This window comes from Auraticoccus monumenti, from assembly GCF_900101785.1.
GTDB lineage: Bacteria > Actinomycetota > Actinomycetes > Propionibacteriales > Propionibacteriaceae > Auraticoccus > Auraticoccus monumenti.
In genome coordinates, this window is the sequence record NZ_LT629688.1 from 3,061,665 (window position 1) to 3,074,925 (window position 13,261).

General features: G+C 73.3%; 13 protein-coding genes. 9 read left to right on the plus strand and 4 right to left on the minus strand.

Annotated features, from left to right (window positions below):
• Nucleotides 1–67: 67 nt before the first annotated feature.
• Entirely contained in the window at nt 68–733 is a 666-nt protein-coding gene (locus BLT52_RS14140; protein WP_090594462.1) for an MBL fold metallo-hydrolase, read from the minus strand.
• Nucleotides 734–875: 142 nt separating this feature from the next.
• Here BLT52_RS14140 and BLT52_RS14145 point away from each other — a divergent pair, with 142 nt between their 5' ends.
• The 4 genes from BLT52_RS14145 to BLT52_RS14160 all read left to right on the plus strand — a co-directional run bounded on the left by BLT52_RS14145 (nt 876) and on the right by BLT52_RS14160 (nt 6,209).
• Nucleotides 876–1,244, plus strand: a complete 369-nt coding sequence (locus tag BLT52_RS14145; RefSeq protein WP_090594463.1) for an ArsR/SmtB family transcription factor — start codon at nt 876–878, stop codon at nt 1,242–1,244.
• A 1-nt stretch (nt 1,245) separates the two neighbouring features.
• Nucleotides 1,246–1,728 (plus strand): SRPBCC family protein, encoded by a 483-nt coding sequence (locus BLT52_RS14150; protein ID WP_090594471.1) that lies wholly within the window; start codon nt 1,246–1,248, stop codon nt 1,726–1,728.
• A 246-nt stretch (nt 1,729–1,974) separates the two neighbouring features.
• A complete protein-coding gene (dnaE, locus tag BLT52_RS14155) occupies nt 1,975–5,508 on the plus strand; it encodes a DNA polymerase III subunit alpha (RefSeq protein WP_090594472.1) in 3,534 nt (1,177 codons plus the stop codon).
• A complete protein-coding gene (locus BLT52_RS14160; RefSeq protein ID WP_090594474.1) occupies nt 5,493–6,209 on the plus strand; it encodes a hypothetical protein in 717 nt (238 codons plus the stop codon). Before dnaE ends, BLT52_RS14160 begins: the two co-directional genes overlap by 16 nt.
• A gap of 22 nt (nt 6,210–6,231) precedes the next feature.
• Here BLT52_RS14160 and ybaK read toward each other — a convergent pair whose 3' ends face one another.
• Nucleotides 6,232–6,723 carry a Cys-tRNA(Pro) deacylase gene (gene ybaK, locus BLT52_RS14165; RefSeq protein ID WP_090594475.1) on the minus strand — a complete coding sequence of 164 codons (492 nt, stop codon included), beginning with the start codon at nt 6,721–6,723 and terminating at the stop codon, nt 6,232–6,234.
• A 94-nt stretch (nt 6,724–6,817) separates the two neighbouring features.
• Between ybaK and BLT52_RS14170 the strand changes: the two genes are divergently transcribed.
• Genes BLT52_RS14170 through hisH form a run of 5 tightly spaced genes read left to right on the plus strand, consistent with a single transcriptional unit; the run spans nt 6,818 to nt 10,974 of the window.
• Nucleotides 6,818–7,183: a hypothetical protein gene (locus BLT52_RS14170; protein ID WP_157677142.1), complete on the plus strand. Its 366-nt coding sequence runs from the start codon at nt 6,818–6,820 to the stop codon at nt 7,181–7,183.
• A 30-nt stretch (nt 7,184–7,213) separates the two neighbouring features.
• A complete protein-coding gene (gene hisD / locus BLT52_RS14175; RefSeq protein WP_090594479.1) occupies nt 7,214–8,512 on the plus strand; it encodes a histidinol dehydrogenase in 1,299 nt (432 codons plus the stop codon).
• Nucleotides 8,513–8,522: 10 nt separating this feature from the next.
• Nucleotides 8,523–9,719 (plus strand): histidinol-phosphate transaminase, encoded by a 1,197-nt coding sequence (locus BLT52_RS14180; protein ID WP_231946323.1) that lies wholly within the window; start codon nt 8,523–8,525, stop codon nt 9,717–9,719.
• Nucleotides 9,716–10,348, plus strand: a complete 633-nt coding sequence (gene hisB / locus BLT52_RS14185) for an imidazoleglycerol-phosphate dehydratase HisB (protein WP_090594480.1) — start codon at nt 9,716–9,718, stop codon at nt 10,346–10,348. Before BLT52_RS14180 ends, hisB begins: the two co-directional genes overlap by 4 nt.
• Nucleotides 10,345–10,974 carry an imidazole glycerol phosphate synthase subunit HisH gene (gene hisH / locus BLT52_RS14190; protein ID WP_197679050.1) on the plus strand — a complete coding sequence of 210 codons (630 nt, stop codon included), beginning with the start codon at nt 10,345–10,347 and terminating at the stop codon, nt 10,972–10,974. Before hisB ends, hisH begins: the two co-directional genes overlap by 4 nt.
• 12 nt (nt 10,975–10,986) lie before the next feature.
• On the opposite strand, the gene BLT52_RS14195 is transcribed toward hisH, so the two are convergent.
• The gene (locus tag BLT52_RS14195; protein WP_090594482.1) at nt 10,987–12,186 is read right to left on the minus strand and encodes a hypothetical protein; all 1,200 of its coding nucleotides are present in this window, start codon (nt 12,184–12,186) and stop codon (nt 10,987–10,989) included.
• A 4-nt stretch (nt 12,187–12,190) separates the two neighbouring features.
• On the minus strand, nt 12,191–13,186 hold the full coding sequence (locus BLT52_RS14200) for a hypothetical protein (RefSeq protein WP_090594484.1): 996 nt from the start codon (nt 13,184–13,186) through the stop codon (nt 12,191–12,193).
• Nucleotides 13,187–13,261 lie beyond the last annotated feature (75 nt).

Here is a 13,261-nt window from a genome sequence, read left to right on the forward strand (position 1 = left end):
CGATCGGGCGCCGTACAGCCCTCCGAGGCGGAGCCGTGGCGGGGCTCCGTGGCCCGGGTCACCGGGCTCAGTGCCGGCTGCCGTCGCGGACCCGGGCGATGACGGCGTCCACCCGCGCCCACCGCTCGGAGCGGTCGGGGACGGCGGCGACGACGGGGCCGCCCGCGGTGGCGCCCCAGGGGACGAGGACGTCGAAGTCGAGGTCGCGGACCAGGGCCAGGCTGTCCAGGTAGTCCCCGCGCAGCGCCGGGTCCAGCACCACGGCGCGCCACTCACCGTGCTCGAGCCAGAGGAGGTCGCCGGTGAAGAGGAAGCGGTGGCTGCCGTCGTCCCACAGGTAGCAGGTCGTCCCCGCGGTGTGCCCCGGGGTGGGGACCACCTCGAGGTCGTCGTCGACCTGCTGACGGCCGTCGAAGGTCCCGGCCACGACCAGGGAGCGGGCGAGCTCCGCGCGTTCCGACCCCGGTACCCAGACGGGGACGTCGAGCTCGGGCTGCCCGTACATCCCCTCGTGGACGTGGTTGACCAGCAGCCGGGCCGGCGTCCCGAGGGCGCGGATCGCCTCGGCCGCCTGGCTCACCCCGGGGGAGTTGTAGACCACCAGAGTGCCCCGCGGGCGCCGGAGCACGAAGGAGCGGAGCAGCACGTCGTCCTGGTAGGGGAGCCGGGAGGTCGGGGTGGCCAGCAGCCCCTCGAACGGCGTGTCCAGCGGGCGGTGAGCGGTCGTCGGCATGGGGTGGTCCTCGGGCTCGGGTGCCGAGCGTGCGCCACCCGGTGGGGGCCTCGGACACCCGACGCTAGGAGCTCCAGCGCGCTCGAGGTCAAGCCCGGGGAAGGGTCTTGCACATACAACCGATCAGTTGTACGTTGGGACCATGACCACGGAGGACGAGGACAGGGCGGACGCCCTCTTCCACGCCCTCGCCGACCGGACCCGGCGCGACATCCTGCGCCGGGTGCTCGCCGGGGAGCACTCGGTCACCGCGCTGGCGGCGGGCTACGAGATGAGCTTCGCCGCGGTGCAGAAGCACGTCGCCGTGCTGCAGAGGGCCGGGCTGATCACCAAGCGGCGCCAGGGCCGCGAGCAGCTGGCCAGCGGCGACCTGGCCGCCGTCCGGTCGGTCGCCTCGATGCTGACCGAGATCGAGGACGTCTGGCGCGGTCGCATCGCCCGGATCGACGAGCTCGTCCTCGACGACCCCACCACCACCACCACCCACCCGACCAGGGAGCAGGAGCACTGACATGCCCGTCACCGACATCACCAAGGACCTCGACACCCGCACCATCACCATCACCGCCGACTTCGCCGTCCCGGTGGAGCGCATCTGGCAGGTCTACGCCGACCCCCGCCAGCTCGAGCGCGTCTTCGGCCCGCCCGGGTTCCCCGCCACCGTGGTGCAGCAGGAGCTGCGGCCGGGTGGGCGGATGCACTACTACATGACCAGCCCGGAGGGGCAGAAGCTCTACGGCATCTGGGACGTCACCGAGGTGGACGAGCCGCGGACCTTCTCCTTCACCGACGGGTTCGCCGACGAGTCCTTCACCGTCGACCCCCAGATGCCGGTCTCGGAGAACACCTACACCTTCACCGAGCACGACGGCGGGACCCGCGCGGTCTACACCAGCCGCTACGCCTCGGCCGAGGCGCTGCAGCAGGTGCTGGACATGGGGGTGGAGGAGGGCGCCACCACCGCCATCAACCAGATCGACGACCTGGTCGCCTGACCCGCCGGGTGACCTCGCTCACCCACCACGGCCCCGTCCTCCCGCTGCCGGGAGGGCGGGGCCGCGCCGCTGCGGGCCCGCGGTGGGCACGAGGGGTCGGCGGGGGCCCGTGCGGGGCCGAACCGCCGGTCGCGGTGAGCGCTTCTGTCCGAGCCCGGTACTAGTCTGTCCCGGACGCGTCGAGCCGCCGGGGGAACAGCCCCGGTGGTGCGGCGCAGGGTGTCGAGGAAGGGTCGCCGAACGCTCATGCCAGGGTCTGAGAAGGACGGTTTCGTCCACCTGCACGTCCACTCGGAGTTCTCGATGCTGGACGGCGCCGCGCGCGTGCCGGACCTGTTCGCCGAGGCCGAGCGCCACGGCATGCCGGCCATCGCGATGACCGACCACGGCAACCTGTACGGGGCCTACGAGTTCTACCGCGCCTCCAAGAAGAGCTCGGTCAAGCCGATCATCGGCCTCGAGGCCTACGTCACGCCCAAGACCCACCGGACCGAGCGGAAGCGGGTCCAGTGGGGGAACCCCAGCCAGCGCTCCGACGACGTCTCCGGCTCCGGCGCCTACACCCACATGACGCTGCTGGCCCAGGACAACGTGGGCATGCACAACCTGTTCCGGCTCAGCTCCACCTCCTGGCTGGAGGGGTACTTCTACAAGCCCCGGGCCGACCGGGAGCTGCTCAACACCTACGGCAAGGGCCTCATCGCCACCACCGGGTGCCCGTCGGGGGAGGTGCAGACCTACCTGCGGCTGGGCCAGTACGAGGCGGCCCGGGAGTCCGCGGCGGAGTTCCGTGACATCTTCGGGGCCGGCAACTACTACCTGGAGCTGATGGACCACGGGCTCAGCATCGAGACCCGCGTCCGCCAGGACCTGCTCCGGCTGGCCAAGGACCTGCAGCTGCCGCTGGTGGCCACCAACGACCTGCACTACGTGCACCAGCACGACGCCGCCGCCCACGAGATCCTGCTGTGCGTCCAGTCCGGGTCCACCATGGACGACCCGAACCGCTTCAAGTTCGACGGCGACGGCTACTACCTCAAGTCCCCGGCGGAGATGCGCCGCCTCTTCGCCGAGCTCCCCGAGGCCTGCGACAACACCCTGGAGATCGCCGAGCGCTGCCAGATCTCCTTCACCGAGGGCGAGGGCCGCTTCATGCCGCGGTTTCCCTGCCCGCCGGGGGAGGACGAGACCTCCTGGTTCGTCAAGGAGGTCGAGCGCGGGCTGCGCGAGCGCTACCCCGACGGCATCCTGGACGTGGTCCGCCGCCAGGCGGAGTACGAGATCGACGTCATCGTCAGCAAGGGCTACCCGGGGTACTTCCTGGTGGTCGGTGACTTCATCCGCTGGTCCAAGGAGAACGGCATCCGGGTGGGCCCGGGCCGTGGTTCCGGTGCCGGCTCGATGTGCGCCTACGCGATGCGGATCACCGACCTCGACCCGTTGCAGCACGGTCTGATCTTCGAGCGCTTCCTCAACCCCGAGCGCATGTCGATGCCCGACTTCGACATCGACTTCGACGAGCGCCGGCGCGGTGAGGTGATCCGCTACGTCACCGAGAAGTACGGCGACGACCGGGTCAGCCAGATCGTCACCTACGGCACCATCAAGGCCAAGCAGGCGGTCAAGGACTCCTCCCGGGTGCTGGGCTACCCCTTCGCCATCGGTGACCGGATCACCAAGGCCATGCCGCCGGCGGTGATGGGCAAGGACGTCCCGCTCACCGAGATCTTCAACACCGAGCACAAGCGCTACGCCGAGGGCGGGGAGTTCCGCGCGCTCTACCAGGCCGACAACGAGGTCAAGACCGTCGTGGACCAGGCCACCGGGATCGAGGGGCTGAAGCGGCAGTGGGGCGTGCACGCGGCCGGGGTGATCATGTCCAGCGAGCCGCTGATCGACATCATCCCGATCATGAGGCGCGAGGCCGACGGCGCGATCATCACCCAGTTCGACTACCCCGGCTGCGAGGCGCTGGGGCTGGTCAAGATGGACTTCCTCGGGCTGCGCAACCTGACGATCCTCGATGACGCGGTGAGCAACGTCGAGCTCAACGCCGGGGTCACCATCGACCTGGACGCCCTCAGCAAGGACCTCGACGACCCAGCCACCTACGCGCTGCTGGGCCGCGGGGACACCCTCGGGGTGTTCCAGTTCGACGGCGGCCCGATGCGATCGCTGCTGCGGCTGATGAAGCCGGACAACTTCGAGGACATCTCCGCCGTCGGCGCGCTGTACCGCCCCGGTCCGATGGGGGCCAACAGCCACACCAACTACGCCCTGCGCAAGAACGGGCAGCAGGAGATCAGCTACCCCCACGCCGAGCTGGCCGAGGCGCTGGAGCCGATCCTGGGCACGACCTACGGGTTGATCGTGTACCAGGAGCAGGTGATGGAGATCGCCCAGAAGCTGGCCGGCTACACGCTGGGCAAGGCCGACCTGCTGCGCCGCGCGATGGGCAAGAAGAAGCGGGAGGTCCTCGACGCCGAGTACGTCGGCTTCGAGGAGGGGATGCGGGCCAACGGGTTCTCCCCGGCCTCGGTGAAGGCGCTGTGGGACGTCCTGGTGCCGTTCTCCGACTACGCCTTCAACAAGGCCCACTCCGCGGCCTACGGGCTGGTCTCGTACTGGACGGCCTACCTGAAGGCCAACTACCCGGCCGAGTACATGGCCGCGGTGCTGACCAGCGTCAAGGACGACAAGGACAAGATGGCCATCTACCTCGGCGAGTGCCGGCGGATGGGCATCAAGGTGCTGCCTCCCGACGTGAACGAGTCCTCGGCCAACTTCACCCCGGTGGGCACCGACATCCGCTTCGGGCTGAACGCCATCCGCAACGTGGGTGGGGCGGTGGTCCAGGGCATCGTGGAGGCCCGGGAGGAGCACGGCAAGGCGCGTGACTTCCACGACTTCCTCGACCACGCACCGCTGGTGGTCTGCAACAAGCGGATGATCGAGTCCCTGGTCAAGGCCGGGGCCTTCGACTCGATGGGCCACAGCCGGCGGGCGCTGATGGAGGTCTTCGACGGCGCCGTGGACGAGGTGATCGACCTCAAGCGCAACGAGGCCAACGGCCAGGACGACCTCTTCGGCATGTTCAGCGACGAGAGCCCGATGGCGGCCAAGGTGGTGCCCGACGTCGAGGACTGGGACAAGCGCACCAAGCTCGCCTTCGAGCGCGAGATGCTCGGCCTCTACGTCTCCGACCACCCGCTGCAGGGGCTGGAGCACATCCTGGAGACGTCGCGGGAGATCTCGATCGGGCACCTGATCGCCGACGACGGCCCGCGCGAGACCATCACCACCATCGCCGGCATGATCACCCAGATCCAGCGCAAGACCACCAAGAAGGGCGACATCTGGGCCATCGTCACCGTGGAGGACCTCGAGGCCTCCATCGACGTGCTGATGTTCCCCAAGGCCTACGAGCTGGTCTCCACGATGCTGGCCACCGACACCGTGGTCCGGGTCAAGGGCCGGGTGCGCCAGTCCGACGACTCGGTGGAGATGATGGGCAGCGAGATGACCATGCCCGACATCACCGAGGGACCGAGCGGACCGGTGGTGATCTCGCTCCCGGCCACCCGCTGCACCCCGCCGGTGGTGCAGCAGCTGCGCGGTGTGCTGCAGAGCCACCCGGGGATGACCGAGGTCCAGCTGCGGCTGTCCTCGGGCACCCGGACGACCGTGTGGCGGATCGACTCCCAGCTGCGGGTGACCCCGTCACCGCCGCTGATGGCCGACCTCAAGGCGCTGCTGGGGCCGTCGTGTCTGACCGCCTGAGCGAGCAGCCCGCCCCGGGACCGGACGAGCGCGGACCCCGGCAGCCGGGGGAGGGCGGTGCCTCGCGGCGCCCCAGCCTGCTGACCGAGATGACGGTGTTCTTCACCGTCTGCCTGGTGGTCGGCGTGCTGGCCGGGCTGCTCTGGGCCCGGGTGACCGACCTCCCCGGGTACACGATCGCCGTCGACGGACGGGCCACCACCAGCGAGCGCGGGCTGGCCGAGCAGTTCAGCGCCGACGCCTGGTTCTGCGTGATCGCCGTCGGCGGGGGCCTGCTGATCGGGCTGCTGGCCTGGTGGCGGCTGATCCGGGTGGGGTGGGGGGTCGTCCTGGCCGCCGTGCTGGGGGCGCTGCTGGCCGCCGTGCTCACCTGGGTGGTCGGCTGGGCCATGGGGCCGGGCGACTTCGACGCCCGTCTGGCGAACGCCGAGCCCGGCGACGTGGTACCCATCGAGCTGACCCTGCGTGCCCCCGTCGCCCTGGTGGTGTGGCCGTTCATCGCCAGCATCCCGATCCTGCTCTGGTCCTCCCTGGCCCCCGACGACGAGGAGCCGACCCCGTTGTTCACGCGTGGCCGGCTGGCCCGGCGCCGGCACGAGTCGGTGGCCGGCGTGCTGCCCGAGGACCGGGTCGGGCTGCCCGCCGCCCCGCCGCCGGACGGGCCCGGTGAGTCCACGTCCTCCGGTCCGCCGCCGCGCTGACCGCCCGCGCTGACCCTCCGGGTCAGCGTCCGACCGGGGCGACCTCGGCCCCGGTGAGCCGGACGAGGTCCTCCGGCGACAGCTCCACCTGCAGCCCGCGCCTCCCGGCCGAGACCAGCACCCGCTCGTGGTCGAGGGCGGAGACGTCGACCACGGTGGTCAACGGGGTCCGCTGGCCGAGGGGGGAGATGCCGCCGACCACGTAGCCGCTGCTCCGCTCCGCCGCCGCCGGGTCCGCCACCTGCGCCTTCTTGGCCCCCACCGCGGTGGCCAGGGCCTTCAGGTCGACCTGCTGGCTGACCGCCACCACGGCCACCACCAGCCGCCCGCCGCAGTCGGTGACCACCGTCTTGAGCACCCGCCCCGGGTCGACCCCCAGCGCGGCCACCACCTCCTCGCCGAAGTGGGTCTCGCCCTCGGCGTGGGCGTACTCGTGCACCGTGTGCGGCACCCCGGCCGCCGACAGCACCTCGAGCGCCGGGGTGGCGGCGCGGGGACGGGCCTTCTTCGCCATGACCCCATCCCAGCAGGTCGGTCCGCACGCCGCCGGGAGGTCCGCGGCAGAACCCGGTGGCGGCCCGCAGCCCCGCTGGGCCAGGATCGGCGCCATGGTCCCTCCCGACTGGCTGCCCACCTACCGCCTCGAGGACTCCGAGCTGATCGGCTACCTGGCCCCCGCCGACGGTGACCAGGTGGTCCCGATGACCCTGCTGGGCACCCCGCTGGGGGAAGCGATGACGGTCTTCGCCGCCGAGCAGGTGCTGGAGGAGGTGGGTTTGTCCTACCTGGCCGAGCGCTGGTGGCTCCGCCACGACGAGGGCGAGCTGGCCGGGACCGAGCAGCAGGTGGTGGTGGTGGAGGCCACCCCCGGGCTGGCGGTGCTGGCCAACGCCGACTTCGCCCAGGTGGTCGGGGCCCCGATCGGCGCCCCGGTCCGGGTGGCGCTGCCCACCGACCGGCTCCGGCGCGCCTGAGCTCCGGGCGCCCACCTAGACTCACCTACCGTGTTGCGCACCCTGGACCTCCGGCCCTCCGACCTCGTCGACTACTCCGGCGTGCTGCCGCGTGCGGCGCTGGACGTGGACGCCGCCGTCGAGGTGGTCCGCCCCCTCTGCGACGCCGTCGCCGCCCGGGGTGAGGAGGCGCTGATGGAGCTCTCCGAGCGCTTCGACCACGTGCGTCCGCCCTCGCTGCGGGTGCCTGCCGAGGCGCTCCAGCGCGCCCTGGACGAGCTCGACCCCGAGCTCCGCGTGGCCGTCGAGGTGGCCGTCGCCCGTCGCCGCCAGGTCAGCGAGGCCGAGCTCGGGGCCAGCCGCACCGAGGTCGAGCTGGCCCCGGGCGCCCTGGTCACCCAGCGTCGGATCGCGGTGGGTCGCGTCGGTCTCTACGTCCCCGGGGGGCTGGCCCCGCTGTCGTCCTCGGTGATCATGAACGTCGTGCCTGCGCAGGTGGCCGGGGTGGAGTCCATCGCGGTCTCCTCCCCGCCGCAGCGCGAGTTCGGCGGTCTGCCGCACCCGACCATCCTCGCCGTCTGCGCGCTGCTCGGCGTGGAGGAGGTCTACGCCGTCGGCGGGGCCCAGGCCGTGGCCATGTTCGCCCACGGCGTCGAGGGCCTGTGCCGCCGGGTGGACATGGTCACCGGGCCGGGCAACATCTACGTGGTCGCGGCCAAGCGGCTGCTGAAGGGCCTGATCGGGATCGACTCCGAGGCCGGCCCGACCGAGATCGCCGTGCTGGCCGACGCCACCGCCGACGCCCGGCTGGTGGCCGCGGACCTGGTCAGCCAGGCCGAGCACGACCCCAGCGCCGGGGCGGTGCTGGTCACCGACTCCGAGGAGCTGGCCCGGGCGGTGGAGGAGGAGCTCGGACGCCAGGTGGAGGTCACCCGCCACGCCGACCGGGTGCGCACCGCCCTCGGCGGCCCCCAGTCCGCGACGCTGCTGGTGCGCGACACGGAGCAGGGGCTCGCCGTGGTGGACGCCTACGCCGCCGAGCACCTGGAGATCCACACCGCCGACGCCGAGCGGGTCGCCGCCCGGGTGCGCAACGCCGGGGCGGTCTTCGTCGGGCCGTGGTCCCCGGTCTCCCTGGGGGACTACGTGGCCGGCTCCACCCACGTGCTGCCCACCGGGGGCTGCGCCTGCCACTCCTCCGGGCTCAACGTGCAGTCCTTCCTCAAGCAGGTCAACGTGATCAGCTACGACCGCGAGGCGCTGCGCCTGGTCGCCCGCCACGTCGAGGTGATGGCCGCCGCCGAGGACCTGCCCGCCCACGGGGCCGCCGTGTCGGCCCGGTTCGCCTGAGGGGGTGCGCGTGACCAGCACCGTCCCCGGGGCCGCCGTGCGTCTGGCCGACCTCCCGCTGCGGCCCGAGCTCCGCGGCGAGGAGCCCTACGGCGCCCCCCAGCTGGACGTCCCGCACCGGCTCAACGTCAACGAGAACCCCTACCCGCCGAGCGCGGCCGTGCTGGCCGACCTCGCGGAGGCGGTCACCGGCGCCGGGGCGGGGCTGAACCGCTACCCCGACCGCGAGGCCTGGGCGCTGCGCACCGACCTCGCCCGCTACCTCGGCCACGACCTCGGGGCGGAGAACGTCTGGGCCGCCAACGGCAGCAACGAGGTGATGACGCACCTGCTGCAGGCCTTCGGCGGACCGGGGCGCACGGTGCTGTCGTTCACGCCGACCTACTCGATGTACCCCGAGTACGCGCGGAACACCTACACCCGCTACGTCACCAGCCCGCGCCGCGACGACTTCACCCTCGACGTCGCCACGACGGAACGGGCCGTGGCCGAGCACCAGCCCGACGTGGTGCTCATCACGACGCCGAACAACCCCACCGGGACCCCGACGGGGCTGGACGTCGTGCGGGCCGCCCTGGCCGCCACCTCCGGCGTCGTGGTGGTCGACGAGGCCTACCAGGAGTTCGCCCGCACCGGGACGCCGTCGGCGCTGACCCTGCTGGCCCACCACCCGCGGCTGGTGGTCAGCCGCACCATGAGCAAGGCCTTCGCCCTGGCCGGCGGTCGGCTGGGCTACCTCGCCGCCGCCCCCGCCGTGGTCGACGCCTGCCGGATCGTCCGCCTCCCGTACCACCTCTCGGCCACCAGCCAGGCCGTCGCCCGGGTGGCGCTGGCCCACGCCGACGAGCTCCTCTCCCAGGTCGACGCGCTGCGCACCGAACGCGACCTGCTCGTCGACTGGCTGCGCGCCCGCGGGCTGGCCGTGGCCGACTCCGACGCCAACTTCGTCCTCTTCGGCGGGCTCCCGGACCGGCGCGCGGTCTGGGAGGGGCTGCTGGCCCGCGGTGTCCTGATCCGCGAGACCGGCCCCGCCGGGTGGCTCCGGGTCAGCGCCGGCACCCCGCTGGAGATGGCCGCCTTCCGCACGGCGCTGTCGGAGGTGGCGGAGACGCAGGGGCTGCCCGGCTGGCGACCCGACCCGGCCAGCCGCACGACGCCGCCCACCACCGAGCACCCCACCGGCCCCGAACGAGGAGATCCCCGATGAGCGAGACCCAGCCGACCTCCCGCGTCGCCGAGCTGGAGCGCGGCACCAGCGAGTCCTCGGTGCAGGTGCGCCTGGACCTCGACGGCACCGGTGCGGCCGACGTGGACACCGGGGTGCCCTTCTTCGACCACATGCTCACCGCCCTGGCCAAGCACTCCCTGATGGACCTCCGGGTGCGGACCACCGGCGACGTCGAGATCGACGCCCACCACAGCGTCGAGGACACCGCCATCGTGATCGGTGACGCGCTGCGGCAGGCCCTGGGGGACAAGCGCGGGATCCGCCGCTTCGGGGACGCCCTGGTACCCCTGGACGAGGCGCTGGCCCAGTGCGTGGTGGACCTGTCCGGGCGTCCCTACTTCGTGCACCGCGGCGAGCCCGAGGGCCAGCAGTACGTGCTGATCGGCGGCGGGCGGGGCGGGGTGCCCTACTCCGGCTCGCTGACCCAGCACGCCCTGGAGAGCCTCACCCACCACGCCGGCATCTGCGTCCACCTCACGCTGCTGGCCGGGCGCGACCCGCACCACGTCGTGGAGGCCCAGTTCAAGGCGCTGGCCCGGGCGCTGCGCACCGCGCTCGAGCCGGACCCCCGGGTCGTAGGCGTTCCCAGCACCAAGGGCGCGCTGTGAGCGCGCCGGAGGTGGTGGTGCTGGACTACGGCTCGGGCAACCTCCGCTCCGCCGAGCGGGCGCTGGAGGCGACCGGTGCGCGGGTCGAGCTGACCACCGACCCCGAGCGGGCGCTGTCCGCGCAGGGCCTGGTGGTGCCCGGGGTGGGCGCCTTCGCGGCCTGCATGGAGGGGCTGCGAGCGGTCGGCGGGGACCGGGTGGTCCGGGAGCGGCGCGAGCGCGGACGTCCCACGCTGGGCATCTGCGTCGGCGCCCAGATCCTCTTCGCCGCCGGCATCGAGCACGGGGAGCGGACCGAGGGGTGCGCGCAGTGGCCCGGGGTGGTCGAGCAGGTCCGGGCCCGCCGGTTGCCGCACATGGGCTGGAACACCGTCCGGTCCGCCGAGGGCTCCCGGCTGTTCTCCGGCCTGGCGGAGGAGCGCTTCTACTTCGTGCACTCCTACGGGGTGCACACCGTCGAGGAGCTCCGCGCCGGCGGGGCCCTGGTCACCACCGCCGAGCACGAGGGCGACGTCTTCGTGGCCGGGATCGAGCAGGACGCCCTGTCCGCCACCCAGTTCCACCCCGAGAAGTCCGGGGCGGCCGGGGCGGCCCTGCTGGCCAACTGGGTGTCCGCGCTCGACTGAGCCCGGCTGCCGTCAGGCCAGCGGGTTGCCCGGGTGGTAGTACCGGGCGGCCAGGGCGGGGTGCTCGATCCGCAGACCGCGGGAGCGGTCGGCCAGCGAGGCGTGGAGCACGGGCTGGACGGCGTGGCTGAGGGCGTCGACCAGCTGCTGGGTCGCGCGGGCCTGGGCCGGGTCGTTGTCGGCGTAGCGCCCGTAGCGCAGCGCGGTGAGCACCAGCGGCACCCGAGCCGGGTGGCCCCAGGGCCGCAGCCGGCGCAGCACGTCCTCGGGCTGGACGGCCACCGCGGGCCGCCCGGCCAGCGAGAGCAGCGCCGAGGAGCAGCCGATCACCACCACCGGCCTCAGGGCCAGCACGGTCACCAGGGCCAGCGCGGCGCCGTCGAGCTCCTCCGCGCCGGCCTCGGCCAGCAGGTCGGAGTCCGAGCCGAGCACCGGGACGGGGTCGTGCACCACGACCACGCGGTCCGCACCGTGGGCCCGGGCCAGGGCCACCTGGCGGCGGGCCAGCTTGGCGGCCTCGTCCTCGTCCAGCCCGAAACCGTGCAGGTCCTCCTCCACCACGACCGCGAACCGGGTGGTGGGCCCGCCGTCGGACTCGGGGGCGGGCAGGGCCGCCGCCAGCGAGCGCAGCTCCCGGGGGTCCAGCGCGGTGGTGGTGCGGTCGGTCTCGGCGAGCAGACGGGGGGCCACACCCGGCCACAGGTCCAGGTGCACCAGCCGCTGCAGCCGGGCGGCGACCTCGTCCTCCAGCACCACCGGCGTCGGCGCCCAGGCGGCCAGGTCGTCGACGTAGACCTCGATCGGGGCGTCGGGGAAGGCCACGGCCAACGACCGGGCGGGGGAGAGGTGCAGGTCGTGCAGCAGCAGCCGGACCGGGGCGTCGCCGACCCCCAGCTGCTCGGCCAGCCGGGTGCGCCAGCCGGCCACCTCGTCCTCGGTCACCGGTGTCCAGGCCAGCGGGTGGAAGGGGGTGACGAGGGCGTCGTAGTCCAGCACCTGGTCGACCTGGGCGGTGAGCAGCTCCCAGCCCGGGGTGGAGCGCAGGTCGCGGGCGGCCTCGGGCACGCCGGCCCGGGAGGTGGTCAGCAGCACCACCCGCTCGGAGGCGGCCACGGTGCCGGACCGCAACGCGGCAGCCACCACCAGCAGGGCGGCGCCGTGCGGGACCAGGACGACGAGGGTGCCCGCTGCGGGCCGGCGGTCGACGCTCACGCGGTCAGGCCACCGACGGCAGGTCGGTGATCAGCCGCTGCTCGGCGGCGTCCAGGGTGCTCCAGGCCCGGGACAGGCTGCGTCGGCCGACCGAGGCACGGATCTCCTCGCTCAGCCCGACCAGCTGCCGGCTGGGACGGCGACCGGCCTCGGCCTCGGCGCGGGCCTGGCGGACCACCGCCCGCAGCGCCGCCCCGACGGCCTCGGGCACCAGCTCGCCGGAGTGCACGTGGTCGCGGGCGGCGTCCACGGCGTGCTGGTAGGCCCGCACCCGGCCCACCAGGGCCTCCGGGCTGTCGTCGGTGGTGTGGTCGTTGACCCGGAAGTACCCGGGGACGGTGACCGCGGCGCTCCGGGCGGCGGCCAGGTGCAGCTGCCAGCCGAGCCGGACCACGGCCCCGTGGTGCAGCCGCGGGTCCAGCCAGGGGGACTCGACGGCCTCGAGGGCGGAGCGGTGCACGAGCTGGGACCAGAGCCGCCCGACCCGGTTGCCGCGCCCGAGCAGACCACGCCAGGCCGGCTCGCGGACGGTGGGGGCGCCGGTGGGGTGGCTGCTCTCCGGCACCCGGACCGGGCCGCGGACCCGGGTGTGGTTGAAGCCGACGAGCGGGGCGTCCACGGCCACGGCGGCGTCGAGCACCGCGGCGTGGAACCCGGGCACCACGAAGTCGCCGGCGTCCACCACGGTGACCCAGTCGGTGTCCAGCTGGGTGAGGGCGAGGGCGATGGCCTCCGAACGCCGGTGCCCGGGGCCGGCGGCGCGGTCGGTGACGTCGAGGCGCCGCGCGCCGGGCAGCCGGTCCACCGCACGCTGCACGCGGCCACGGGGGTCCCCGTCGGCGGTGGCGTCGACCAGCACCGTGCTGATCCGCGGGTCCAGCCCCTTCAGCAGGGTCTTGACCGTGGTGTTGGCGCCCTGGTCCAGGACCGGGACCACCAGGGTCAGCCGGTTCCGGCTGCTGCTCGGGCCGAGGCTGGGTCGGAAGTCACGGGTGCGCACAGTACGTGTCTACGCAGGCGTGGTGGACGAAGGCGGCTCGGTCGGTGACCATCCGGTGAACAGCCGGTGAAATGG